This window comes from Gordonia sp. LMA167, from assembly GCF_058130025.1.
The window spans coordinates 2,939,737-2,964,473 of record NZ_CM176708.1; the positions used below are offsets into that span (position 1 = coordinate 2,939,737).

Consider the following 24,737-nt stretch of genomic DNA (forward strand, 5'->3'; position numbering starts at 1 on the left):
TCAGACCCCCGCTGCGGTGACGACGGCGCGGCGGGTGAGCACCTTCGCCAGGTGGGTGCGGTATTCGGCGTCGGCGTTCGGGTCACTCATGGGTTCGGTGCCCTCGGCCGCGTGTTCGGCAGCCGCGCGGATCACGTCGACGTCCGCGGACTGTCCGACCAGAGCTTGCTCCACGCCGCGTGCCCGCACCGGTACCGCTCCCATATTGGTCAACGCGACCGCGGCCTTGCGGATCACCCCGCCGTCGACGTCGACCGTTGCGGCGACCGCGACCATCGACCAGCTCTGCGACACCCGGTGGAACTTCTCGTAGTGAGCGGTCCAGCCGGTGTGCTTGGGGATGCGGATGTCGACCAGGATCTCGTCGGGTTCGAGGGCGGTGGTGAAGATGTCGGTGAAGAACTCCTCGGCGCCGAGGCTGCGCTGCCCGTTGGGCCCGGCGACGGTCAGTGTCGCGTCCAGCGCGACAGCCACCGCACCGAGATCGCCGGCCGGGTCGGCGTGGGCAAGTGAGCCGCCGAAGGTGCCGCGGTGGCGGATCTGCGGGTCGGCCACCGTCGCGGTGGCCTCGGCGAGCAGCGCCGCGTGCTCGCCGACGAGGGCATCGGTCATCACGTCATGATGCGTGGTCATCGCACCGACGACGATCGCGTCGCCGTCGTCGCGCACACCGCGCAGCTCGTCGATACGGCCCAGGTCGATGACTGTGCTCGGCGAGTTCAGCCGCAGCCGCAGCACCGGCATCAGGCTCTGCCCGCCGGCGATGACCTTGGCGTCTTCACCGGCATCGGCGAGAGCCGACACCGCCTCGGCCAGGCTGGTCGGGGCGACGTAGTCGAATTCGGACGGAATCACTGGGCACCTCCCTGTGTGGACGAGGACTGGGCTGCCTGGATGGCTTTCCACACCCGCATCGGACTGCACGGCATCTCGACGTCCCGCACGCCGAGGTGACGTACCGCGTCGAGGACCGAGTTGACCACCGCCGGAGTGGAGGCGATGGTGCCCGCCTCGCCGACTCCCTTGACACCGAGCACATTTCCGGTGGCCGGGGTCTCGGTGCGGTCGGTGGTGAAGTGCGGCAGATCAGGTGTGCCCGGCACGAGGTACTCGGCGAACGAACCGGAGAGCAGGGTGCCGGCCTCGTCGTAGATCGCATCCTCGTAGAGGGCCTGTGCGATGCCCTGGGCGAGACCGCCGTGTACCTGTCCCTCCACGATCAGCGGGTTGACCACGTTGCCGATGTCGTCCACGCACACGTACTTGCGTATCTTCACGAAGCCCGTCTCGGTGTCGACTTCGACGGCGCACAGATGTGTGCCGTGGGGGAACGAGAAGTTCTCCGGGTCGTAGGTCGCCTCGGAATCGAGGTTCGGCTCTACTCCTTCGGGCATGTCGTGTGCGGCGAACACCGCGAGCGCCACGTCGGTGATGCCCATGGCCTTCTCGGTGCCCTTCACCGTGAACTTGCCGTCGGTGAACTCGAGATCGTCCTCGGACGCCTCCATCAGGTGTGCGGCGATCGGACGCGCCTTGTCGACCACCTTGTCGGCCGCCGCGATGACCGCCATGCCGCCGACCGCCAGCGACCGTGAGCCGTAGGTGTCCAGCCCGCGCGGCGATGTCTGGGTGTCGCCGTGCAACACCTCGACGTCCTCGAAGGGGACACCGAGCCGGTCGGCCACGATCTGGCTCCAGGCGGTCTCGTGGCCCTGGCCGTGTGCCGAGCTGCCGGTCACGACCTCGACCTTGCCCGTCGGCAGCATCCGGATCGCCGCGTGTTCCCAGCCGCCGGCGCCGCCACCCAACTGGCCCATGATCCGTGACGGCGCGAGTCCGCACATCTCGGTGAAGGTGGAGACGCCGATGCCGAGCTGTACCGTGTCGCCACGTTCGCGTCGTTCCGCCTGTTCGCGGCGCAACCCGTCGTAGTCGAACAGTTCCTTGGCCTTCTCGGTGGCCGCCTCGTAGTTTCCGGAGTCATAGGTCAACCCGGCCACCGTGTCGAAGGGGAACTCCTCGTGCTTGATCCAGTTCTTCTCACGGAGTTCGAGCGGGTCCATGTCGAGTTCGGTGGCCAGCTCGTCCATCATCCGCTCGATCGCGAACGTTGCCTCGGGGCGTCCGGCGCCGCGGTAGGCATCGGTGGGCACCTTGTTGGTGAAGACGTTGGTGCAGGAGAAGTGATAGGCGGGGAACTTGTAGATGCTGTTGTACATGAATGCGCCGAGGATGGGCACCGCGGCGGTGAACACGCGCAGAGTTGCGCCCATATCGGCGAGCAACTCGACCTTCATGCCGGTGACCGTGCCGTCGCGGCGGGCCGACAGCGTCAGCTTCTGGATCTGGTCGCGGCCGTGGTGGGCCGCCTGCATCGACTCACTGCGGGACTCGGTGTACTTCACCGGCTTGCCGAGGCGTCGCGCGATCAGCAGCGCGAGGACCTCCTCCGGGCACACCTGCAGCTTGCCGCCGAATCCGCCGCCGACGTCGGGCGCGATGACCCGGAGTTTGTGTTCGGGGATGCCGAGCGTCATGGCCAGCATCAGACGCAGGATGTGCGGAACCTGGGTGGCCGACCACATGGTGATCTGGGCCGCGGTCGGGTCGACGACCACCGAACGCGGTTCCATGAATGCCGGGATCAGACGTTGCTGCCGAAGGGTGCGCTCGACGACGACCTCGGCGTCTCGGATCGCGTCCTCGACGTTCTCGCCGGTGCCCGCCTCGGCGGAGTCGAACACCCACACCGCCTGCACGTTGGTCCCCAGGTCGGGATGCACGAGGTCGGCGCCGTCCTGTGCCGCGGCGGCCATGTCGAGGACGACGGGCAGGTCCTCGTAGTCGATGTCGATGCTCTCCAGAGCGTCGTGGGCGGCATACGTGTCGCGCGCCACGACGATCGCGACCGCCTCGCCCGCGAATCGGACGGTGTCGACCGCGATCGACGGGGCCGGCGGGACCTTCATGTCAGGGGTGATCTGCATCGCGTTGGGCAGCGTGGCCTGCTCCTCGGCGAGGTCGGCGCCGGTGTAGACGGCGACGACGCCGGGCATCGCCTTGGCGGCCTCGACGTCGATGCTCGCGATTCGTGCGTGCGCCATGGGACTGCGCAGGATCGCGATGTGGAGCATTCCGGGCAACACGAGGTTGTCGGTCCAGCGGGTGCGACCGGTGATGAGGTGGTCGTCCTCCTTGCGGACCCGGGCTTTGCCGATCTCGTGTTCGGCGGCGGCACTTGGTTCGACGGTCGCGGTCATCGAGCACCTCCCGTGCCCTGCATGCGGTCGGCTGCGTCGAGTGCCGCCCGCACGATGTTCTGGTAGCCGGTGCAGCGACAGAGGTTTCCCTCGAGTCCTTCGCGCACATCATGCTCGTCGGGATTCGGATTGTCGCCGAGCATGTCGATGGTGGACATGATCATGCCTGGTGTGCAGTACCCGCACTGCAGTCCATGATTGTCGCGGAAGGCCTCCTGGACAGGATGGAGAGTGCCGTCTCTGGCCAGGCCCTCGACGGTGGTGATGTCGGCGCCGTCGGCCTGTACAGCGAGTACCGAGCACGACTTGACGCTGTGGCCGTTCATCAGCACGGTGCACGCGCCGCAATTGCTCGTGTCGCAGCCGATCACGGTGCCGACCTTGCCGAGCTCGTTTCGTAGGTGGTGTACGAGCAACTTTCGCGGCTCCACCTCGTCGGTGTAGGTCGTGCCGTCGACGGTGACTGTGATGCGCATGGGGCCTCCAATGATTGCCGGCAATCGTGGGCTGGTGCCAGGCGAAACCTTCCAACGTCACTCTGCGCCACCGCTTGGGACCAGATAGCCGAAATCGCGGAATCCGTATCCAGTGCGGCGGATTCGCCGGTGTTCTGTACGGCGTCAGGCGTCGTGGATGTCCGCGAGCAGCTCCTGCATGGTTGCCAACGAATGTCCGGCGAGCAGGCGATCGATGTGGGGCAGGGCAGCGGCGATCCCGCCCTGCACCGGCTGGTAGCCCGCGGCACCCGCGTGCGGGTTGACCCAGAACACGGCCCGGGCGAGACGGCGCAACTGAGCCATCTGTTGTGCCAGCAGCGTCGGATCGCCGCGCTCCCAGCCGTCGGAGAAGATGACCACCACCGCTCCGCGAGCCAATCCACGCCGGCCCCATCGGTCCAGAAACGCCTGCATCGTCTCGCCGAGCCGGGTGCCACCGGCCCAGTCCGGCACCGCACGACCGGCCGCGGCGAGGGCCAGCTCGGGATCTCGGGCGCGCAGTGCCCGCGACAGCCGGGTCAGCCTGGTGCCGACCGAGAACACCTCGGTCCCGGCCGGATTGGCCCGGGTCATCACATGTGCGAAGCGCAGCAGGGCATCTGCGTACGGACTCATCGAGCCGGAGACGTCGATCAGCAGCACCACCCGCCGCGCCCGGGTCGCGCGCCGATGTCGGCTGGGGCGCACCGGCTCCCCGCCGGCGGCGAGCATCTCGCGAACGGTACGACGCGGGTCCACCTGTCCACGCCGAGCCGGGGTGCGCCGCAGCGCGGCTCGGCGTGGTGGTCGCGGACGCAGCTCGGCGATGAGCTCGGCCAGGTGCGCGCGCTCGGCCGCCGACAGCGACGCGATGTCCCGGTGCCGCAGCACCTCGGTGTCGTCGGCGGCCACCGCGAGATGGGGCCCCGAGCCGGCGGTGGATTGCTCACCCGACGTGCGCAGCGCAGCAATCCGGCTCTGTCGCGGTTGGGTGGGCCGCCGGGTCGGACGCGGCATCCGGTCGCCGAACCACGCGTCGAAGGCCAGATCGAAGCGTGGGTGATCATCCGGATCGCGGCACAGGGTCGCCCGGCCGGCCCAGTACACCTGTTCGGCGTCGGCGATGTCGATCTCGCGTAAGGCGCGGACGAACGCCTCCGCGGAGTCGGTGGCCACCGGTAGCCCGGCGTGTGTCAGGCTCCGCGCGAACCCCGCGATGCCGACGAGCTCGCCGCTCATGCGAACAGCTGTTCCAGCCCGACGCGCGTGACGCGATCGAGGTCCTCGCGATACTTCAGCACGGCACCGAGGGTCGCCGCGGCGATCTCGGCGTCGAGCTCGTCGCGGTCGAGTTCACGCAGTGCGCGGGCCCAGTCGAGCGTCTCGGCGACTCCCGGCGGCTTGAGCAACTCCAGCCCGCGCAACGCATGAACCGCCTGCGCCACCTGTGCGGCCAGCTCGTCGCCGATGCCGGGCACCCGGCGCTGCAGGATCGCTATCTCGCGGGCGAGCCCGGGGTGTTCGAGCCAGTGGTAGAGGCAGCGGCGCTTGAGCGCGTCGTGCACCTCGCGGGTGCGGTTGGAGGTGAGTATCGCCAGCGGCGGAGTTGCTGCCTGCACGTGCCCGAGCTCGGGGATCGTGACCGCGTTCTCGTCGAGCAACTGCAACAGGAACGCTTCGAACTCGTCATCGGCGCGATCGATCTCGTCGATGAGGAGAACGCACGGTGCCTCGGTGAGGGCGCGCAGCAGGGGCCGGGCGAGCAGGAAGCGCTCGGTGTACAGAGAGGACTCGGCGGCATCGGCATCGAGTGCGCCCGTGCTCGCCGCTTCCAGCGTGCGCAGGTGCAGGAGCTGGCGCGGGAAGTCCCAGTCGTAGAGGGCCTGCGAGGCGTCGATGCCCTCATGGCATTGCAGTCGGATCAACGGGAGTTCGAGCGCCTGCGCCAGCCCGACCGCGAGCGAGGTCTTGCCGGTGCCGGGCTCACCCTCGCAGAACAACGGTCGGCCCATCCGGAGCGCGAGGAACGCGGCCATCGCGAGGCCGTCCTCGGCGAGATAGCCGGTCGATTCGAGCGCCGCAGCCAGTTCGCGGGGTGATCCCGGGAGCGATCGTGCATCGGTCACGTCGCGAGCCTATGCCCAGTTGTGACCGTGCACGGTGGAGACCGTGCACAAAGCCAACATGCGTCACATGCGGAGATGGTGGGGCGATGACGTAATCGGGGAAAATCCGCAGCCGGCATGTGCCGACCTTCGATCTTTGGCACGATGAACGCAGATCATGCCAGCCACCCACAGCCCCGGGAGAGACATGAGCAACCCCAACACCCCAACCGGCATCGGACGACGCAAGGTCCTCGGCGGCGCGGCGATTGCCGTGGCCGGCGCGGCCGCGCTCGCCGCCTGCGGGTCCGACGACAGCAGCAGCGCATCCTCGAGCACGACGGCCGGTGCCGACTCGTCAAGCGGTGGCGGACTTCTCCCGGACGCGGCGTCGATCGCCGTCGGTGGGGGCGTCGTCATGGACGCGTTGAAAACGGTTGTGACCCATCCCGCCGACGGGGAGTACAAGGCCTTCTCCGCGATCTGCACCCACAAGGGTTGCACCGTCAGCGACGTCACCGACAACGAGATCATCTGTCCCTGCCACGGCAGCAGGTTCTCGGCCAAAGATGGCAGCGTCGTCCACGGTCCGGCGACCGAGCCACTGGCATCGCGACCGGTGAGCATCGCGGACGGGAAGATCACGTTGGGCTGAGTGGCCCCGGCGCCCGACCCCACGTTGTCGTGGAGCCCTGGCCTCACAAGGACACGAAGAACTCCCGATTACACGCAAAGCATCGCGTGTAGTTGGGAGTTCTTCGTGTACTTGCGGCGATCCACCCGTGCCCCCAGTCGGACTCGAACCGACACTTGGCGGATTTTAAGTCCGCTGCCTCTGCCAATTGGGCTATGGGGGCGCGCCGACCATCGTGCCATGTCGCGGTTGGGTCCTCTGCGTGGACTATCCGCTCGGCGAACGACGCGTGCCGGGCTGCTGGCGAGGCATCGAGTTCGGCGGTACCGGGTACGGGCGTCCGTACCCGAGCGTGCCCGCGGCGATGTTCGGTCCACATTGCCGCAGCGCGTTCTGTGCGTCGGGAACAGGATCACCGAAACGGGGGCGCGCCGCGTTCGGGCGATGCGCGAAATCGAAGGTCGAGGTCATGTCGCCGACGACGGACCGCCGCCACGGGGTCAGGTTCGGCACGTCGACACCGAATCGCTTCTCGATCAACCGCAGTTGCGAGGTGTGGTCGAAGGTCTCCGAGGCGACCAGTCCGCCGCGGCTGTACGGCGAGATCACAAAACACGGGACGCGGTAGCCGAGTCCGATCGGACCGCGGATTCCGCCCGACGACGGCACCTTGTTGATGTCGGGAACGCTGACGAACTCGCCCTTGGTGCCCGGGGGCGGGGTTGGCGGGGTGACGTGATCGAAGAAGCCGCCGTTCTCGTCGTAGCTGATGATCAGGGCGGTCTTCTCCCAGACCTTCGGATTCGACGTCAGGATGTTCAGTAGTTCGACGATGCCGACGGCGCCGAGGGCGGCGGGCAGCGCGGGATGCTCGCAGTTGATCGCCGACGGGATCACCCAGGACACCTTGGGCAGGCGGTCGGTGGCGACATCGGCCGCGAACCCGGTGGGGTAGGTGGGTGCGATCCCGCGGCGGGCGAGTTCCGAGCCGGGGTTCTGGGCCTGCTTGAAACAGCCCATCATCCCGTCGAGAGCCACGCTCGACACCGGCCCGAGGTCCTTGTTGTTGTAGATCTTCCAGCTCACCCCGGCGTCACGAAGGTTCTCCGGCATGGTCCGCCAGGTGTAGACGAATTTCGGTATCAGCGTCGGGGTTTCCAGCAGGGGACCGCCGTGGGTACCGGCCGGGTCGATGCTGGCACTCATCCAGTAGAGGCGGTTGGGATCGGTCGGTCCGAGGACCGAGCAGTGGTAGTTGTCGCACAAGGTGAACGCCTCGGCCAGTGCCCGGTGGACAGGAATGTCCTCACGCTCGTAGTAACCCATCAGCGCCGGCGCGTTCGCCGGACCGACCGACTTGATCGACATCGGCAACCAGGCGTCGTTTCGGCCGCCGTTCCACGCCTGATGCAACCCCGCCCAGGAATGGTCGGGATCGTTGATGCACTCGCCGTCGAGATTGGCGTCGTTGCGCGTGTCCAAGCGGAACGGGAGCGTGTAGCCGGTGGACGGCCCGGCGCCCGGAGCCCAGCCGTGCTGTTTCCACACCTTGGACTTCTCGCCGAAACCGCGTACCCCGGAATAGGTTCCGAAGTAGTGGTCGAACGAGCGGTTCTCCTGCATGAACAGCACGATGTGCTCGATGTCCTTCAGGGAACCGGTGCCCGCGGGGTCGGCCGATGCGTAGGCTTTGTCGATGATCGGCGCGGCCCACGAGGTGAGCAGTGCACCACCGCCGACGGCGGCCACCCGGGCCAGGAACTCGCGCCGCGACAAACCGGCGAACGGAACGTTGGACATCAGACTCCTCGGACGTGTCAGGCCGGGTCAGCATACTCGGTGAAGCCGTATTGCTCATGTGGTCCGATCGCCGCGAATTCGAACAACCCGTCGCCGGTTTGGTCTGTCTCGCCGTCGGATACGACAAATCGGGCGACATGGTCGGTCACGCACAGCATCTTCATGATCGGGTCCAGGTCGGTGATCTTCAGGTGCAGATCGGAAACCTTGAGTTCGCCTTGCCACATTCCGTGTCGCCAGTCGGGTTCGAGGCCGTAACCGGTTCCGATGCCGAGGTAGTTCGCGATCTCGGGTTGACAGGTCACGGTGGTGACGGCTCCGGTGGGCCGGACGAAACGCAGAGTGGCCGCCGCCGCCTCGCGGGTGCCCGGGATGAACGAGATCTCGTGCGAGACATGCCCGAGCCATTCGGGTTCGCGATCCGGATCGTCGAAGACCTTGCGTGCGTCGTCCATGACGCGTTCGCCGGTCTCGGTCTCCTGCACGACCACGACGATGGCATGGTCGGCGAACCTCATCACCGAGTAGATCCAGAAGAACGTGCCCGACACCTGCGCATCGGCTCTGCGGCCGGCAGGTTCCGGCTCACCCACCGGACGCACACCCCACGACCGGTCCCGATTACCGCGCCATGCGGGAGCGGCGACCTCGAACTGTCGGCCGTCGACCGTCATCGACCCCGACCAGCCGCCGGTCTGGACGAATCGCTGGGTGTCGAAGGTGACCCGTTCGATCTGGCGCAGGAAGTGCCGTGGCTCCAGAACTGCTGGACCGTCGGCCTCGAAGGTGAGGTCGAACGAGAGGTCGCCATGTCCCGGCGCGAGTGAAACCCTCAGCCGCTGTAGGCCTTCCAGGATGTCGATGCGGAAGGGGCCGACGGTGAGGTCGGCACGGTCGGCACCCAGGGCGCGGGACGCCCGGACCACGATGTGCTCGTCGTGAAGCCGGGCGACCGCGAAGACGTCGGTCACACCGAGGTTGGGGTAGACGCCGAGTCCCACGATCAGCCACGGCGAATCCGCATCCGGTCCATGGCAGTTGAAGTAGTACCGATCATAGAAGTTGCGGTCGGAGGTCTGCACATGTCGGATGACCTCGGCGACCTGATGGATGGGGTAGTCGTCCATGGGTGAGAGCATTCAGCGGACCTTCTCCCAGTAGGTGTCGGCCAGCATCGCCTCGAGGGTGGGGCGATGCAGGATCATGTCGTCGGTGTCAGCGGGTTCCTCGGCTTGGCCGAAATGAATTGCGCGGGATTGGATGCGGAACATCACCACGGCATGGATGAGTGCCGCGTAGGTGAGGTAGAACCCGAGGTCGCGCGGTTCGTGACCGCTGGTGCGCTGGTAGATCTGTGCCACCTCGTCGCGGCGCAGGAAGTCGGGCAGCCCGGGCATGCCTGCCATCTCCGCGAGATCCTGGAAGAAGCGATGCAGGAAGATCAACCACGCGACGTCGAGTTCTCGTGGCCCGTAGGCGGCCATCTCCCAGTCGAGTACCGCTGCGGGCACGAAGTCGCGGTAGATGACATTGCCGATCCGCGCATCACCCCACGTCAGCACCGGCTCGGACTCGGCAGGGAGGTTGGTCTCGACCCAATCGAATCCGCGGTCGATCAGCGGTGAACCGCGACGGCCCTGCGACGCCCACGCGTAGAACTCGCGCAGACGCCTCACGTGCGCCCGCAACGGTGTCTCGCCCGGACCCGGCTGATCGAGCAACTCCTTCGGAACGGGAGCGGAATGGATCATCGCCAGCGTCTCGATCGTCTTCTCCGTCAACGTCGCCCGCTGACCGCCGGACGCCTCGGTCAGCCAGGAGCCGAAGGTGTACGGCATCACGTCCGGCGGTACCACGCCGTCGATACGGCCCATGATGAAGAACGGTGCGCCGAGTGGCTCCGGATCGGGCTCGGACCAGTAGAGCGGCGGCAACGCCGTGTAGGTGGTGGACGCGACGTGCCCGATGATCCGGAACTGGCGGTCCAGGTCGTAGGTGGGGAAGACCGGATCGCTCTCGGGCAGCGGGGCCACCCGGGCGACGAGCTGGTGGGCCGAGTCGTCCCACTCGGCGTCGAGCACGATCGTCTCACTCGACATGCCGTTGGCCGAGGGGATCTCGAGACGGGTCACGGTGGTGGGGGCACCGGTGACCCCGGGCAGCCACCGCGCAAGGCGGGACCTCAGCCAATCGGGATCGCGTCGTGACGACGTGGGACGTGCGACCTCGTTGGGGTCGGTTGAATCGGTTTCCGGCATCAGGACATCCCGTGGGCGAGTAGGGGTCGGGCGGAGAGAATTAGAACACGTTCCAGGCGTCGGGCGGGCGGAGTCGACGAGATCCGGTCGACCGATTCGATGACTGTGGCTCCGTGGTCCGAGATGGGACAATTGACCAGCGTCGGCGGCGCCGATGTTCAACGCTCGCAATCAAACCGTCGGGAGCACCCATGTTGGCGAGGTCGACCGAGCTGATCATCCGGGCGCCGCGTGTCGTCCTCGGCGTTGCAGTCCTCCTGCTCGTGCTCGCCGGGCTGTACGGAGCCGGCGCCGCGTCGCATCTCCTCGCCGGTGGCTACAGCGATCCGAACGCTTCATCGACGCGAGCCCAGAACATCCTGTCCGACACGTTCGACCGCGGTGGCATGCAGGTGGTCGTGAAACTCGACGGTCCGGCAGGGATGGACATGGCAACCGATCCGACCGCACGCGAGGTCGGCCTGGGCATCGTCGGCGAGCTCGAGGGAATCGACCATGTCCAGCGTCCGATCCTGTCGGTCTGGCAGAACCCGAACATGGCATCGGCGTTGGTGAGCGAGGACGCGACGTCGGCCCTGATCGTCATCGCGATCGATGGTGGGGAGGAGAACGCCCCGGCATACGCGAAGGAGATCGCCGAGGCCTTCACCGGTGAGCGAGAAGGGATCTCCGTCCGGGTAGGCGGCCTTGCCCTGGTGTTCAACCAGGTCAACGAACAGACCGCCAAGGACCTCGCCGTCGCGGAGGGTATCGCGATCCCGATCAGCTTCGTGGTGCTGATCGTCGTGTTCGGTGGGTTGGTGGCCGCCGCGCTGCCGGTGGTCATCGGCCTCGTGGCCATCGTCGGCACGTTCGCCTTGCTGCGCCTCATCTCCGAGTTCGCCGACGTCTCGATCTTCGCCCTCAACCTCACCACGGCCCTGGGCCTGGCGCTGGCCATCGACTACACGCTGCTGATCGTGACCCGCTATCGCGAGGAGGTCTCCGGTGGCGCCGAGCGGCCCGCCGCGATTCTGACGACCATGGCCACGGCAGGGCGCACGGTGGCGTTCTCGGCGTTGACCGTGGCGTTGTCGTTGACCGCGCTCATCGTGTTCCCGATGTACTTCCTGCGCTCGTTCGCCTACGCCGGGATCGGTGTCGTGGTGGTGGCATCGCTCGCCGCGTTGATCCTCACCCCGGCGCTGCTCATGGTTCTCGGACCGCGGGTCGACGCGCTCGACGTCCGACGACTGGCGCGGCGGTTGCTGCGACGGCCGCCACCGCCCCAGCGGCCGATCGAGGAGTCGCGATGGTATCGATTGGTCCGGTTCGTGATGGCCCACGCGGCGCCCGTCGCGCTGGTCGTAACGATATTCCTGTTGGTCCTCGGCGCGCCGTTCCTCGGACTCCGGTTCGGGTTCCCCGACGATCGCGTCCTTCCCGAGTCGGCCTCGTCACACGCGATCCAACAGGAGATTCGGGAGGACTTCGCCGACGACATGGCGTCGACGGTGACCATCGTGGTCACAGGTGTCGCCGACGAGCAGAGTCTTGCGGCATACACGTCGGCACTGTCGGAAGTCGACCGCGTCGACGCGGCGGCGTCGTCGGCGGGAGCGTTCGTCGATGGTCGGGCCGTCGCCCCCGGCGACCCGGCCGACACCCGCGGTGACACCTCCATCATCACGGTGTCGACCGCGGTGGAACCGATGCGGGACGAAGGGCTGGCCCAGCTCGACGACCTGCGTGCCGTGGAACCCCCACACGGTGCCGAGGTGCTGTTCACCGGGCTCGCGGCCACCAACAAGGACACCGTCGACGCCATCTACGCTCACCTGCCCTGGGTACTGGCCATCATCGCGGCCGCGACATTCGTCCTGCTGTTCCTGTTCACCGGCAGTGTCGTGCTGCCGCTGAAGGCGCTCGTCCTCAACGTGCTCTCGCTGTCGGCGACGTTCGGCGCGATGGTCTGGTTCTTCCAGGACGGTCACCTCGGTGCGCTGGGCACCACCCCGACCGGCTACCTCGTCGCGACCATCCCGGTGCTGATGTTCTGTATCGCGTTCGGACTGTCGATGGACTACGAGGTGTTCCTGCTCGGTCGTATCCGGGAGGAGTGGCTGGCCTCTGACCGGAGCAAATCCAGCAGCGATCATGCGGTCGCGGTCGGGTTGGCGCGCACGGGACGGGTGGTCACCGCCGCGGCGCTGCTGATGAGCATCGTCTTCGCCGGTATCGTCGCGTCCGAGGTCTCCTTCATGCGGATGTTCGGCGTAGGTTTGACCCTTGCGGTACTGATGGACGCCACGTTGATCCGCATGCTGCTCGTGCCCGCGTTCATGCGGTTGGCGGGCCGCCTCAACTGGTGGGCGCCGGGGCCGCTGCGGCGACTGCACGACCGCATCGGCCTGTCCGAGGGGCCCGCCGTGACCGCAGGCGATCGGCAAGGCCTCGCGGGGCCGGACGAGAAGGATCCGGTCGCGCCCCGCATCGGGTGAGCTGTGGACCGCAACCGGCCGCTGCCGCACGACACGAAAGTCAAGAGAAGGTAAAGTCGGAACTCGACGGCATCTGTACCCGTTGTCACTGCAGACCAACAAGCACGAAGGAGCACACAGGTGCGAGAGAGCAGCAATCCGGTTATGCGCGGCGTGGTCCGCGATAACCAGACCGGCTACGCCGGCTTCGGCGCCGGGACGGCCGCCGCCGGCCAGGGTGCCATGTGGAACCAGCAGGGACGGCCGACCGATCCGTACACGCGTCAGGCGCCCGCGGTCAGCCGCCAACTCACCATCGACGACGTCGTGACCAAGACCGCCATCACGCTCGGTGTGCTGACGATCTCCGCGATCGCCACCTACTTCGCGGTGAACTCGAACGTCGCGCTGGCCTCGCCGCTGATGCTGGTCGGCGCGCTCGGCGGCCTCGCGCTCGTGTTGGTCGCGTCCTTCGGGCGCAAGCAGGACAACCCGGCGATCGTGCTCGCCTACGCGGCCTTCGAGGGTCTGTTCGTCGGGTCCATCTCGTTCGTGTTCGCGAACATGGTGGTCGCCGACGACACCTCCGCCGGAGCGCTCATCGGTCAGGCGGTCCTGGGCACGTTCGGCGTGTTCTTCGGCATGCTGCTCGTGTACAAGGTCGGCGCGATCCGCGTCACCCCGCGCTTCACCCGGATGCTGTTCGCCGGCATGATCGGCGTCATCGTGCTGATGCTGGGCAACCTGGTCATCGGATTCTTCAACGGCGGGGAAGGCTTCGGACTGCGCAACGGCGGTCCGCTGGCGATCATCTTCTCACTGGTGTGCATCGCGCTGGCCGCGTTCAGCTTCCTGCTCGACTTCGACGCCGCCGACCGGCTGATCCGCGCCGGAGCCCCTGAGCGGGCTGCCTGGGGCGTGGCACTCGGCCTCACCGTCACCCTGGTGTGGCTCTACGTCGAGATCCTGCGCCTGCTGAGCTACTTCAACTCCGACTAGGAGACCCGACACCGACGAGACCCCGCGCCTGCCACGGTGCGGGGTTTCGTCGTGTCCGGGCCGGTGCCGCCGAAAATTGAGTCGACGTCCTCGCGGCGATGTCGGTAGCGTTGCCTGCCATGTGCTGAGCAGCGTCACGACGGCCGATGAGATTCGTCGTCGAACCGAGTCACATCATCAGACGCCATCGCCGACAGGCTGATGTTCCTCCCTGGAAGGACATTCCGTGACCGCTGCCCCCTTGCCGCCTCCGCCCTCCGAGGCGCGCCTCTCCCGCGAGAACCTGCTCGTCATCGCCGTGCTGCTCGTGGCGTCGTTCGTGGTCATCCTCAACGAGACCGTGATGACCATCGCGATCCCGGTGCTGCAGCGTGACCTCGACGTCCCGCCCAGCGTGGGTCAGTGGCTGACCACCGCCTTCATGCTGACCATGGCCGTCGTGATCCCGCTGACGGGATTCCTGATCCAACGTTTCGGCACCCGCACCCTGTTCGTCGCGGCGATGTCGGCATTCACCGCCGGAACCGTGATCGCCTTCGCCGCGCCCGGTTTCGAAGTCCTGCTGCTCGCCCGGGTGGTCCAGGCGACCGGAACCGCGATCATGTTGCCGCTGCTGATGACCACGGTCATGACCGTGGTCCCCGAGCAGCGTCGCGGCGTGATGATGGGCAACATCTCTGTGGTCATCGCCGTGGCCCCGGCACTGGGCCCGACGGTGTCCGGCTTCATCCTCGATCACTTCGGATGGCGATGGATCTTCGGCTTCGTCGCCCCCATCGCGGCGGCGGCGCTGATCCTCGGCGCGGTGTTCGTGCGACCGGTCGGCGAACGGACGAAGAGCCCGATCGACTATTGGTCGATCCCGTTGGCCGTCCTGGGATTCGGCGGTCTGGTCTACGGACTCGCCGGAATCGGTGAGTCCGCCGAGTCTGATTCCGCGGTGCCCGTCTGGATTCCGTTCACCATCGGTGTGCTGGCGCTGGGCGCGTTCATCGGCCGTCAGTTCGTGCTCCAACGCAGTGACCGCGCACTGCTGGATCTCCGGGTGTTCCGCTCCGGACAGTTCTCCTTGGCCATGGCGGCGATGGTGGTGGCCATGGCGACCATGCTCGGCACGTTCATCGTGGTGCCCTACTTCGCGCAGACCGTCCTCGGGCTCGACCCGTTGACGACCGGCCTGCTGACGCTGCCGGGCGGTCTGATCATGGGTCTCGCCGGCCCGATCGTGGGCCGCATCTACGACCTGCGCGGACCGCGGGTGCTGGCGATCCCGGGAGCGCTCACCGTCAGCTCAGGGGTGTGGATGCTGGTGGGGGTGAGCCCGTCGACGACGGTGTGGTTGTTGCTCGGCGCCAATGCGCTGTTGTGTCTGGGCTTGGCCGCGACGTTCACGCCGCTGATGACGCTCGCCCTGGGATCTGTGGAGCCGCGACTGTATTCGCACGGTTCGGCGGTGCTGGGAACCTTCCAGCAGGTTGCCGGCGCCGCGGGTACCGCGTTGTTCATCACCGTGATGACCGTGGTGTCGACGGCAGATCAGGGCGCGGGCGTGGCGGAGACCGAGGCGATCAGCCACGGCGTGCAGCGCGTCTTCACCGTCGCAGGCCTGCTCAGCCTCGTGCTGATCGTGATCGTGTTGTTCGTCCGCAAACCGACGGTCGCCCAGCCCGCCGATGCGCCGGTCGAACAGAGGGCCGAAGTGTCGGACACCCAGCTGCCCGACCCCGTGTGAGACCTGACCCCGTGTGAGACCTGACCCCGTGTGAGACGATTTCGCTCACCCATTTCGTTCCCGCGCACCCGGACGGATGAGCAGGAACGAACTGGGTGAGCGGCGTCGGCCGCCGGGAAGCCGGGTCAGCTGAGGCGCTCGAGCACCATCGCCATGCCCTGCCCGCCACCGACACACATCGACTCGATGCCGAAGGTCTTGTCGTGGGTCTGCAGGTTGTTGAGCAACGTGGTGGTGATGCGCGCACCGGTCATGCCGAACGGGTGGCCGAGCGCGATCGCGCCACCCGAGACGTTCAGCTTGTCGTGGTCGATGCCGAGCTCGTTCGCCGAACCGAGCACCTGCACGGCGAAGGCCTCGTTGATCTCGACGAGGTCGATGTCCGAGATCGTCTTGCCCGCGATCCGCAGCACCTTGCGAATCGCCTCGATCGGTCCGAGGCCCATGATCTCGGGGGACAGCCCGGTGGCCGCCGTCGCGACGACGCGGGCCAGCGGGGTGAGGCCGAGTTCCTTGGCCTTGGTGTCACTCATGATCACCAGCGCGGCCGCACCGTCGTTGAGCGGGCAGGCGTTGCCGGCGGTGATGGTGCCGTCGGGCCGGAACACAGGCTTGAGCTGGGACACCTTCTCGTAGGTGGTGCCCGCGCGGGGACCATCGTCGGTGGTCACCGACGTACCGTCGGGCAGTGTTACCGGATCGATCTCGCGCTCGAAGAAGCCGGCCTTGATGGCCTCCTCGGCACGGTTCTGGCTCAGCACACCCCAACGGTCCTGATCCTCACGGGAGATGCCGGTGAAGCTCGCGACGTTCTCCGCCGTCTGCCCCATGGCGATGTAGACGTCGGGGATCAAGCCGTCCTGACGCGGGTCGTGCCACGCTCCGGCGCCGCCCTCGGCGGTCTTGTCGGTGCGGGCCATGGCGTCGTCGAACACGGGATTCTTGGAGTTCGGTGCGCCGTCGGCGCCACCGGAGACGCCGAAGCTGGAGACGCTCTCCACGCCGCCGGAGATGATCACATCCGCCTCGCCGGCCTTGATGGCGTGCATCGCCATCCGCGTGGTCTGCAGCGACGACGAGCAGTAGCGGTTGACCGAGACTCCCGGCACGTGGTCGAGGCCGAGTTCGACGGCGATCACGCGAGCGATGTTGTAGCCGCCCTGGCCACCGGGCTGACCGATGCCCCAGTGGATGTCCTCGATGTCGGCGACGTCGAGTTGCGGAACCTTGGCGAGGGCTGCCGCCACCATCTGACGGGAGAGTTCGTCGGGGCGGACGTCTTTGAGGGATCCCTTTCCGGCACGGCCGATCGGGGAGCGGGCATGGGCGACGATCACTGCTTCAGGCATGGGGTCAGATTACCCCCTAGCACCTGCTTGGTTCGGTCCGCGTCCGACTGCGCTTTCGTCAGTGGTCGGGACTTCGTCCGCCTGGCCTCTACGGACGGTCGGGACTTCGTCCGACTGGCCTTTACGGACGGTCGGGACTTCGTCCGCCTGGCCTCTACGGACGGTCGGGACTTCGTCCGACCAGGCGTCGCACCCGGCTGATGACGCGATTCTGTTCGACGGACTCGGAGACCTCGGGTGGCTGCGGCAGCGGTACCGGGCCCCATTCGCCGATGGCCTCGAGGACCTCGGGGATCAGAATGTCGGCGGCCAGCGCGTATCCGGCGGCCGACGGATGATATTGATCCGGCGAGAACATGTGCTCGGGCTTGGCGAGGAATTCCTTCGCGAGCAGATCCGCCATCGGCACGGGCCTGCCGCCTGCGGCGCGCACCGCGCTGCGTTGCGCGGCCGCCAACCGAAGGCCCCAGCGGCGCAGTACCGAACGCAGCGGCTGGGGGATCGCCGTGATGACACCGAAATCGGGGCAGGTCCCGACGACCACCTCGGCGCCGTTGTCGATCAGCAACGTGACGGCCTCGCCGAGCCGCCGCGCCGACGACAGGATGCCGTTGGTCGCGGTCACGTCGTTCGCGCCGATCAGGATCACCGCCACGTCCGGGCGCTCGCGGGTGATGAGCATCGCGTCGACCTGCGCGGCCAGCCCCTTGGAGGTGGCGCCGACGATGGCCTTGTTGGCGTAGCGGATGACCTTCCCGGTCTCCGCGGCCACCCGACGTGCGACCAGGACGCCGGGCGTCTGATCCGCGGTGTCCACGCCGAGGCCGGCCGCCGTCGAATCCCCGAACACGACCAGGTACAGATCGAACTCGGTGTCTCGGGTGTACCGGTGCGGCCCGGTGCCGTCCGGTAGGTAGACGCCGTCGCCGTTGGGGGCGTCGTCGGTGCGATGCGGGATCACCGTGCGCGCCTCGGCGGCCTGACCGTTGAGGTAGTTGTAGGCCGCCCACGAGGCGCCTGCGCTCGCCGCGGTCGCCGCCACGGTGGCGCCGACGTCACGCAGCAGTCGGTTGCTGTCCATGACGACCTGGCCACTGGATCTCGGACACGGCGCCCAGCTTAGTCGCGGGCCGGACGAAGTCCCCGCCACAGATGGCCGGAGTCCGATTCCATCCCGGGTTCCGATCGCTTTCCGCGACTCTGGGACCATGGACGGTATGCGTATCGCTGATCACGTCGTGGACCTGGTGGGCAACACCCCGTTGGTCAAGCTCAACTCGGTGACCAAACCCGGCTCGGGCCTGGTCGCAGCAAAGATCGAGTACCTCAATCCGGGCGGCAGTAGCAAGGACCGCATCGCCGTGCGGATGGTGGAGGCAGCCGAAGAGTCCGGGGCGCTCAAACCCGGCGGCACGATCGTCGAACCCACCTCCGGCAACACCGGTGTCGGTCTGGCGCTGGTGGCACAGCAGCGGGGCTACAAGTGCGTGTTCGTGTGCCCCGACAAGGTCGGCGAGGACAAGCGCAACGTCCTGCGTGCCTACGGCGCCGAGGTGGTCGTGTGCCCGACCGCGGTGCCGCCGGAGCATCCCGACAGCTACTACAGCGTCTCGGATCGCCTCGTCGACGAGATCGACGGCGCCTGGAAGCCCGACCAGTACTCGAACCCGGCCGGTCCGCAGAGTCACTACGAGACCACCGGCCCAGAGATCTGGGCCGACACCGAGGGCAAGGTCACCCATTTCGTCGCCGGCGTCGGCACCGGTGGCACCATCACCGGCACCGGCCGCTACCTCAAGGAGGTCTCGGGCGGGAAGGTGAAGGTCGTCGGCGTCGACCCGGAGGGATCGGTGTACTCGGGCGGCACGGGTCGTCCGTACCTGGTCGAGGGAGTCGGCGAGGACTTCTGGCCGACCGCATACGACCCGTCGATCCCGGACGAGATCATCGCGGTGTCCGACGCCGACTCGTTCGACATGACCCGGCGTCTCGCACGCGAGGAAGGCCTCCTGGTCGGTGGCTCGTGTGGGATGGCGGTCGTCGCCGCCCTGCAGGTCGCCGAGCGTGAGGGCCCCGACGCCGTGGTCGTGGTGCTGCTGCCCGACGGCGGCCGCGGCTATCTGGCGAAGATCTTCAACGACGAGTGGATGAGCAGCTACGGATTCCTCCGCAGCCCGCTGGACGGCAAGGCAAAGGAGTCCCTCGTCGGCGACGTGCTGCGCGGCAAGACCGGCGCCCTGCCCGACCTGGTGCACACCCACCCGCAGGAGACCCTGCGCGACGCCATCGAGATCCTGCGTGAATACGGCGTGTCCCAGATGCCGGTCGTCGGTGCCGAACCGCCGGTGATGGCCGGTGAGGTGGCCGGTGCGGTGACCGAACGTGATCTGCTCAGCGCGGTGTTCGAGGGACGCGCGAGCCTGGCCGATCCGGTCTCGGCACACATGGGGGACCCGTTCCCACTCATCGGTTCCGGTGAGCCGCTGTCGGCGGCCACGAAGGCTCTGTCGGAGTCCGACGCCCTGATGGTGGTCGAGGACGGCAAGCCCATCGGTGTGATCACCCGCCACGACCTGCTGTCCTTTGTCTCCAGTCACCCGATCGTCGGATAGGAACACACCGTGAGTGAGAAGCAGAGTTCTGCCGATTCGTCCCGCTGGCAAGGCTTTTCGACCCAGGCCATCCACGCCGGGTACGAGCCGGATCCGCGGACCGGGGCGGTCAACGTCCCGATCTATGCCAGCTCGACCTTCGCCCAGGACGGAGTCGGCAACCTGCGCGACGGTTTCGAGTACGCCCGGACCGGCAACCCGACCCGCCGGGTACTCGAGGCCAACCTGGCGGCCTTGGAGAAGGGCACCTACGGACGGGGGTTCGCGTCGGGCATGGCCGCCACCGACGCTCTGCTGCGCGCTTCGCTGCGTCCCGGTGACCACCTGGTGATCCCCAACGACGCCTACGGCGGTACGTTCCGGCTCATCGACAAGGTGTTCTCGCAGTGGGGTATCACCTACTCGCCCGCGCCGGTGTCCGACGTCGACGCAGTGCGCGCGGCGATCACCCCGGCCACCAAGCTCGTCTGGATCGAGACACCGACCAATCCGCTGCTCAACGTCGGCGACATCGAGGCGATCGCCGCGGTGGCGCAGGAGGCGGGCGCAAAACTGGTGGTGGACAACACTTTTGCCTCGCCGTACCTGCAGCAGCCGATCACGCTCGGAGCCGATGTCGTCCTGCATTCCACGACGAAGTATCTCGGTGGCCACTCCGACGTCGTCGGGGGAGCGCTCGTCACCAACAGCGAGGAACTCGACGAGGCGGTGGCGTTTCTGCAGAACGGCGCCGGCGCGGTGCCCGGGCCGTTCGACGCTTATCTGACGATGCGTGGCATCAAGACGCTCGCCGTACGCATGGACCGGCACTGCGACAACGCCGAGAAGGTCGTCGACTTCCTGTCGGGGCACCCGAAGATCGACAGTGTGCTCTATCCCGGCCTGGCCGAACATCCCGGCCACGACGTCGCGGGTAAGCAGATGCGTCGGTTCGGTGGAATGGTGTCGGTGCGGGTGAAGGGCGGACAGGCTGCCGCACAGGAGTTCTGCGCCCGGACCGAGGTGTTCACCCTCGCCGAGTCGCTGGGCGGTATCGAGTCGCTCATCGAACACCCCGGTGCGATGACCCACGCATCGACGGCCGGTTCGCTGCTCGAGGTGCCGGCCGACCTGGTGCGGCTGTCGGTCGGGATCGAGGACATCGCCGATCTCCTCGGTGATCTCGAGAACGCGCTCGGCTGACGGATAACCGCGTCGAACCGGGGGCCTGACCACCTCTGTGGTGAGGCCCCCGGGGACTCGGCGGCGTCAGACGTTCGCCACCAAGAGCAGGTTCGACGTCGTTGTCGCGGCGACTCTCACCGACTCCAGTCCCGCAGCACGGAAGGTGTCGAGCAACCGAGCGGGTCCCGCCTGCGCCCCCAATGAGGTACCACCGTCGGCGACGGCATGCGGGACGCAGAGGTATGAGCTGCCCGAATAGAAGAGCAGCGCCAAAGGGTTGGCGAGATTGTCGGCCAGGTCGTCGTGCGCGAACGGCTCGACAGCGATCACCTCGCCACCGGCGTTCATCATCGATCGTGCATGCACGAGCGCATCGACGGGTTCGCCGAAGTCGTGCAGTGCATCGAAGAAGAACGCGACGTCGTAGTTCCCGCGGTAGGTCTGCGCGCCGGCGACCTCGAATCGGACTCGATCGGAGACGCCGGCCGCATCGGCGGCCGCCCGCGCCTGGACGATCGACTCCTCGTGGGAGTCGACGCCGACGAATGTCGAGTTCGGATATGCCTCTGCGAGCAGGATGGTGGGGACGCCGAGGCCGCATCCGACGTCGAGGACGCGAACTCCGGCTCGGAGTCGATCCTCGAGCCCGTCGATGGACGGTACCCACTCCGTCAGCAGAGAAGCTCGGTAGATGGTTCCGTAGAAACGCTGGACGCCGGTGAACAGGCGCGAGTCGTGCGCATCCCAGGCCACGCCTTCGCCCGTCGTGTATGCGTGGGCGAGTTGATCGACGGATGCCCACACCGAGGCCGCGACCTCGAAGCCCGCCACGATGGCGGCCGGACTGGTCTCCTCGGCCAATACCATCGCATGCTCTGCAGGGAGTCGAAATGTCTCGGTGGTCGGGTCGTAGGTGACATAGCCGGCGGCCGCCTGCGCGCACAGCCATTCCTCGACGTAACGCGGCGCCGCGCCCGCGCGCTCGGCGAGATCGTCGATGGTTGCCTCGCCGATCCCGGCAAGGGCGGCCCAGAGTCCGAGTCGATCCCCCAGATAGACGCTGATGCTGTGATACGCGTGGGTGAGGTCGGTGCTCACCTTCCCGGCGAACGCCTCGACCGCCGCGAGATCCAGCGCAGATGAGGTAGTGGTCATGATGTCGCTACTTCCTTTCGGTGACACTCGTTCGGTGTCTCGGTCGAGCGTGATCTGCTTCGCCGTCCCGGTACTGTCACCGAGACCTCGTGACGTCGGCTCACCGGTGAGACCGATGACAGGGCGGTGACAGCGGCGTTGTCCACCATCAGGGCATGACAGCGACACAACCGGCAGCAACGTCCGATGACCTCACGCTCGACCTCCGGCGGCTCGGCACCGTGTTGTCGATCTGGGCGCACCCCGACGACGAGACCTATCTCGCCGGTGGTGTGATGGCAGCGCTGCGCGATCGCGGGCAGCGTGTTGTCTGCGTGACCGCGAGCCGCGGCGAGTCTGCCGACGATCTGGCCACGCCAGAGGAACGCGTCGAACTCGCGGCCGTGCGCTCTCACGAACTGTCGGCGGCTCTCGCCACACTTGGTGTCGACGAGCATCACTGGCTCAACGTGCCGGATGGGAAGATGGACCGCTTCGATTCGTCGGGTCCGATCGAGCGGATCGTCGACCTGCTCGATGATGTTGCGCCCGATACCGTCTTGACGTTCGGACCGGATGGGGTCACCGGCCACCCCGATCATCGGGCGGTCAACCGGTGGGTGCACGGGGCGATCGACGTCTCCGGGGTTTCCCCCGTCATCCTGCATCCGGTTGCGTCCGGGCGCGCCATCGAGGTCGAGCTCGCGCAGGAGTTCGACATGTGGATGCTCGGCGGACCACGGCAATGCCGCGTCGACAAGGTGGTGCTACGGGTGGACCTGTGTGGCGAGGCTCTGGACCGCAAGGTCAGTGCACTGCTGCAACAGCGGTCCCAGACCGCGGAGTTGGCCGAGGCAGTCGGCCTGGACCGATATCGAGCGTGGGTCTCGGTCGAGACCTACGCTTATCCGGGGCACACGTTGCAGTGAGGTCGGGTCGGTCACAGGATGCGCGATCAACGAGAGAGTCGGGATGACACCGCCCCGATGGTGCGGGTGGGTGTGTTGGGTCCCCTCCAGTTGTGCGTTGACGGCATCGAGGTCACGGTGCCGGGGAGGCGGCGGCGGACGCTGCTGGCCCTGCTCGCGATGGCCGGCCGCGACGGGATGGGGATCGACCGGCTCATCGACGCTCTGTGGGCCGGCGGTCCACCCGAGGATCCCGCTGCGGCGCTGCACAATCAGGTCTCGCGTCTGCGTCGTCAGCTGGGCGGTCACGCTGCACAGTTGCAGCTACGACCAGCGGGATACACGCTGCTCCTGGCGTCGGACGCGGTAGACGCTGCCATCGCGCGTCGACTGGTCACCGCGGCGACTGCGCCGATGGTGCCCGCCGAACGCCTCGCGTTGATCACCAGGGCTCGTCGCCTGTGGCGCGGGGACGCGCTTGCCGAGTTCGCCGGCGTTCTCGAACTCGAAGCGGAGAGATGTTCACTCGCCGAACTCCGTCTGCGCATGGACGACCTCTATCTTGACGGGCTGATCAGCACGCGTTCGGCCGATGCGACGGCCGTCGCCGCCAGCGTGGTGGCGGCCGCGCCACTGCGCGAGAGCAGCACGCGTTTGTTGATGCGTGCGCTCGCCGGCGACGGCCGTCCGGTCGAGGCCATGGCCGCCGGGCAGCGCTTCCGGGCTCGCCTGGCCGACGAGACCGGCTTGGACCCTAGTCCGGCCCTGGCCGAACTGGAAGCCCAGGTGGCCGCGGGGGCGGCGCTTCCCGCGGACGAAGATCGCGCAGCAGGTCCGACGGAGGTCGGTCGGCCCGGCCGACGCCCGACCCGTCCGACCCGTCCGACGGGGCCGCTCGTGGGCCGCGACCGCGAGCGCGCCGAGGTCCGTCGCATCCTCACCGAGCAGAGGCTCCTGACGTTGACCGGGCTGGGCGGGGTCGGAAAGACCAGACTTGCACTGGACATCGCGTCCGATCCGACTGTGCTGTCCGACCATTCAGTTCACGTGGTGGATCTTGCGGCGGTCAGCCGTCCGGAACGGGTCGGGCAGGCGGTGGCATCGGCGCTGCATCTGGAGATCGACCCGGACTGTTCGAGCGACGTGATCGCGGAGCATTGCCACCCGAGCCGATGCTTCTCGTGCTCGACAACTGCGAGCATCTCGTCGAACCGTGTCGCGAACTGTGCGGGGCCATCGACCGATCCGCGTCCCAGGTGCGCATCCTCGCGACTTCGCGGGTGGTGCTCGGGTCGGTGGCCGAGTACGTGGTGCGGCTGCAACCGTTGCAGACTCCACGCCAGAACATCGATTTCGACTCGGCGTTGCGGCAGCCGGCGATCCGTACCTTCGTCGAACACGCGCGTCGACGAGTCCCGGATTATCATGTCGCCGAATCCGAACTGTCGTCGTTGCTCGAGGTGCTCGGTCGGATCGACGGTCTGCCGCTGGGCATCGAGCTCGCCGCTCGCCAGGCCGCGGTGATGCCGATCTCAGACGTGGCGCGCAGGCTGGATGGCGCACTGGATCTGGCGACCGGGCGGGGGGTCGACGACCGTCGTCAGCAGAGTCTGCGTGTGAGCCTGGACATCTCGTTGGATCTCCTCGCCGATGGTGACCGCGAACTGCTCGCTGCGATCGCACCGTTTCCCGCCGGGGTCGACCTGCGCACTTTCGAGGCCGTCGCTGCGGCTCTCGAGCATCCGGTCGATCCGATGGAGTCCCTGCACCGGCTGGTCGAGAGTTCGCTGGTGACCCTCGACAACACGGACGGGCGGTATCGGCTTCTCTACATCGTGCGACAGTAC

Annotated in this window: 19 protein-coding genes and 1 tRNA gene; 8 read left to right on the plus strand and 12 right to left on the minus strand. The window is 67.4% G+C overall.

The genetic code is table 11. The annotated features are described in order from the left end of the window. The 5 genes from ACVT6V_RS13285 to ACVT6V_RS13305 form a co-directional block, all read right to left on the minus strand. The gene (locus ACVT6V_RS13285; protein ID WP_489900222.1) at positions 1-855 is read right to left on the minus strand and encodes an FAD binding domain-containing protein; all 855 of its coding nucleotides are present in this window, start codon (positions 853-855) and stop codon (positions 1-3) included. Continuing rightward, positions 852-3,260 carry a xanthine dehydrogenase family protein molybdopterin-binding subunit gene (locus ACVT6V_RS13290; RefSeq protein WP_489900223.1) on the minus strand — a complete coding sequence of 803 codons (2,409 nt, stop codon included), beginning with the start codon at positions 3,258-3,260 and terminating at the stop codon, positions 852-854. Before ACVT6V_RS13290 ends, ACVT6V_RS13285 begins: the two co-directional genes overlap by 4 nt. Then, on the minus strand, positions 3,257-3,736 hold the full coding sequence (locus ACVT6V_RS13295; protein ID WP_489900224.1) for a (2Fe-2S)-binding protein: 480 nt from the start codon (positions 3,734-3,736) through the stop codon (positions 3,257-3,259). The genes ACVT6V_RS13290 and ACVT6V_RS13295 overlap by 4 nt, the downstream gene beginning before the upstream one ends. 144 nt (positions 3,737-3,880) lie before the next feature. Then, on the minus strand, positions 3,881-4,975 hold the full coding sequence (locus ACVT6V_RS13300) for a vWA domain-containing protein (RefSeq protein WP_489900225.1): 1,095 nt from the start codon (positions 4,973-4,975) through the stop codon (positions 3,881-3,883). Beyond that, a complete protein-coding gene (locus ACVT6V_RS13305) occupies positions 4,972-5,862 on the minus strand; it encodes an AAA family ATPase (RefSeq protein ID WP_489900226.1) in 891 nt (296 codons plus the stop codon). Before ACVT6V_RS13305 ends, ACVT6V_RS13300 begins: the two co-directional genes overlap by 4 nt. 187 nt (positions 5,863-6,049) lie before the next feature. Here ACVT6V_RS13305 and ACVT6V_RS13310 point away from each other — a divergent pair, with 187 nt between their 5' ends. Then, a complete protein-coding gene (locus ACVT6V_RS13310; RefSeq protein WP_489900227.1) occupies positions 6,050-6,496 on the plus strand; it encodes a Rieske (2Fe-2S) protein in 447 nt (148 codons plus the stop codon). Positions 6,497-6,624: 128 nt separating this feature from the next. On the opposite strand, the gene ACVT6V_RS13315 is transcribed toward ACVT6V_RS13310, so the two are convergent. The 4 genes from ACVT6V_RS13315 to ACVT6V_RS13330 all read right to left on the minus strand — a co-directional run bounded on the left by ACVT6V_RS13315 (position 6,625) and on the right by ACVT6V_RS13330 (position 10,533). Then, a tRNA-Leu gene (locus ACVT6V_RS13315) sits at positions 6,625-6,698 on the minus strand. A 44-nt stretch (positions 6,699-6,742) separates the two neighbouring features. Beyond that, positions 6,743-8,275, minus strand: a complete 1,533-nt coding sequence (locus ACVT6V_RS13320) for an alkaline phosphatase family protein (RefSeq protein WP_489900228.1) — start codon at positions 8,273-8,275, stop codon at positions 6,743-6,745. A gap of 17 nt (positions 8,276-8,292) precedes the next feature. Further along, positions 8,293-9,414: an Rv3169 family protein gene (locus tag ACVT6V_RS13325; protein WP_489900230.1), complete on the minus strand. Its 1,122-nt coding sequence runs from the start codon at positions 9,412-9,414 to the stop codon at positions 8,293-8,295. Then, entirely contained in the window at positions 9,415-10,533 is a 1,119-nt protein-coding gene (locus ACVT6V_RS13330; protein WP_489900232.1) for a phosphotransferase family protein, read from the minus strand. 191 nt (positions 10,534-10,724) lie between these two features. Between ACVT6V_RS13330 and ACVT6V_RS13335 the strand changes: the two genes are divergently transcribed. The 3 genes from ACVT6V_RS13335 (at position 10,725) to ACVT6V_RS13345 (ending at position 15,723) form a co-directional block, all read left to right on the plus strand. Next, positions 10,725-13,013 (plus strand): MMPL family transporter, encoded by a 2,289-nt coding sequence (locus ACVT6V_RS13335; RefSeq protein WP_489900233.1) that lies wholly within the window; start codon positions 10,725-10,727, stop codon positions 13,011-13,013. Positions 13,014-13,133: 120 nt separating this feature from the next. After that, positions 13,134-13,991, plus strand: coding sequence for a Bax inhibitor-1/YccA family protein (locus ACVT6V_RS13340; RefSeq protein WP_489900234.1), 858 nt, complete (start codon positions 13,134-13,136; stop codon positions 13,989-13,991). Between the two features lie 226 nt (positions 13,992-14,217). Then, positions 14,218-15,723, plus strand: coding sequence for an MDR family MFS transporter (locus ACVT6V_RS13345; RefSeq protein ID WP_489900235.1), 1,506 nt, complete (start codon positions 14,218-14,220; stop codon positions 15,721-15,723). Positions 15,724-15,848: 125 nt separating this feature from the next. Here ACVT6V_RS13345 and ACVT6V_RS13350 read toward each other — a convergent pair whose 3' ends face one another. Both ACVT6V_RS13350 and ACVT6V_RS13355 read right to left on the minus strand, forming a co-directional pair. Then, positions 15,849-17,072 (minus strand): acetyl-CoA C-acetyltransferase, encoded by a 1,224-nt coding sequence (locus ACVT6V_RS13350; RefSeq protein WP_489900236.1) that lies wholly within the window; start codon positions 17,070-17,072, stop codon positions 15,849-15,851. Positions 17,073-17,226: 154 nt separating this feature from the next. Further along, positions 17,227-18,153, minus strand: coding sequence for an SGNH/GDSL hydrolase family protein (locus ACVT6V_RS13355; RefSeq protein ID WP_489900237.1), 927 nt, complete (start codon positions 18,151-18,153; stop codon positions 17,227-17,229). A 136-nt stretch (positions 18,154-18,289) separates the two neighbouring features. On the opposite strand from ACVT6V_RS13355, the gene ACVT6V_RS13360 reads away from it, so the two are divergent. Next, the gene (locus ACVT6V_RS13360; protein ID WP_489900238.1) at positions 18,290-19,684 is read left to right on the plus strand and encodes a cystathionine beta-synthase; all 1,395 of its coding nucleotides are present in this window, start codon (positions 18,290-18,292) and stop codon (positions 19,682-19,684) included. Positions 19,685-19,693: 9 nt separating this feature from the next. Further along, a complete protein-coding gene (locus ACVT6V_RS13365; RefSeq protein ID WP_489900239.1) occupies positions 19,694-20,866 on the plus strand; it encodes a cystathionine gamma-synthase in 1,173 nt (390 codons plus the stop codon). Positions 20,867-20,932: 66 nt separating this feature from the next. On the opposite strand, the gene ACVT6V_RS13370 is transcribed toward ACVT6V_RS13365, so the two are convergent. After that, on the minus strand, positions 20,933-22,003 hold the full coding sequence (locus tag ACVT6V_RS13370) for a methyltransferase domain-containing protein (RefSeq protein WP_489900240.1): 1,071 nt from the start codon (positions 22,001-22,003) through the stop codon (positions 20,933-20,935). Between the two features lie 155 nt (positions 22,004-22,158). Between ACVT6V_RS13370 and ACVT6V_RS13375 the strand changes: the two genes are divergently transcribed. Continuing rightward, positions 22,159-22,911 carry a PIG-L deacetylase family protein gene (locus ACVT6V_RS13375; protein ID WP_489900241.1) on the plus strand — a complete coding sequence of 251 codons (753 nt, stop codon included), beginning with the start codon at positions 22,159-22,161 and terminating at the stop codon, positions 22,909-22,911. An 18-nt stretch (positions 22,912-22,929) separates the two neighbouring features. After that, on the plus strand, positions 22,930-24,414 hold the full coding sequence (locus tag ACVT6V_RS13380) for an AfsR/SARP family transcriptional regulator (protein ID WP_489900242.1): 1,485 nt from the start codon (positions 22,930-22,932) through the stop codon (positions 24,412-24,414). Positions 24,415-24,737: the final 323 nt, after the last annotated feature.

Bases quoted from the DNA above. Each gene is read 5' to 3' on its own strand.
- ACVT6V_RS13290 (WP_489900223.1), bottom strand. From the start codon at position 3,260: ATGACCGCGACCGTCGAACCAAGTGCCGCCGCCGAACACGAGATCGGC.
- ACVT6V_RS13295 (WP_489900224.1), bottom strand. From the start codon at position 3,736: ATGCGCATCACAGTCACCGTCGACGGCACGACCTACACCGACGAGGTG.
- ACVT6V_RS13300 (WP_489900225.1), bottom strand. From the start codon at position 4,975: ATGAGCGGCGAGCTCGTCGGCATCGCGGGGTTCGCGCGGAGCCTGACA.
- ACVT6V_RS13310 (WP_489900227.1), top strand. From the start codon at position 6,050: ATGAGCAACCCCAACACCCCAACCGGCATCGGACGACGCAAGGTCCTC.
- ACVT6V_RS13320 (WP_489900228.1), bottom strand. From the start codon at position 8,275: ATGTCCAACGTTCCGTTCGCCGGTTTGTCGCGGCGCGAGTTCCTGGCC.
- ACVT6V_RS13325 (WP_489900230.1), bottom strand. From the start codon at position 9,414: ATGCTCTCACCCATGGACGACTACCCCATCCATCAGGTCGCCGAGGTC.
- ACVT6V_RS13330 (WP_489900232.1), bottom strand. From the start codon at position 10,533: ATGCCGGAAACCGATTCAACCGACCCCAACGAGGTCGCACGTCCCACG.
- ACVT6V_RS13335 (WP_489900233.1), top strand. From the start codon at position 10,725: ATGTTGGCGAGGTCGACCGAGCTGATCATCCGGGCGCCGCGTGTCGTC.
- ACVT6V_RS13350 (WP_489900236.1), bottom strand. From the start codon at position 17,072: ATGCCTGAAGCAGTGATCGTCGCCCATGCCCGCTCCCCGATCGGCCGT.
- ACVT6V_RS13355 (WP_489900237.1), bottom strand. From the start codon at position 18,153: ATGGACAGCAACCGACTGCTGCGTGACGTCGGCGCCACCGTGGCGGCG.
- ACVT6V_RS13360 (WP_489900238.1), top strand. From the start codon at position 18,290: ATGCGTATCGCTGATCACGTCGTGGACCTGGTGGGCAACACCCCGTTG.
- ACVT6V_RS13370 (WP_489900240.1), bottom strand. From the start codon at position 22,003: ATGACCACTACCTCATCTGCGCTGGATCTCGCGGCGGTCGAGGCGTTC.
- ACVT6V_RS13375 (WP_489900241.1), top strand. From the start codon at position 22,159: ATGACAGCGACACAACCGGCAGCAACGTCCGATGACCTCACGCTCGAC.
- ACVT6V_RS13380 (WP_489900242.1), top strand. From the start codon at position 22,930: ATGCGCGATCAACGAGAGAGTCGGGATGACACCGCCCCGATGGTGCGG.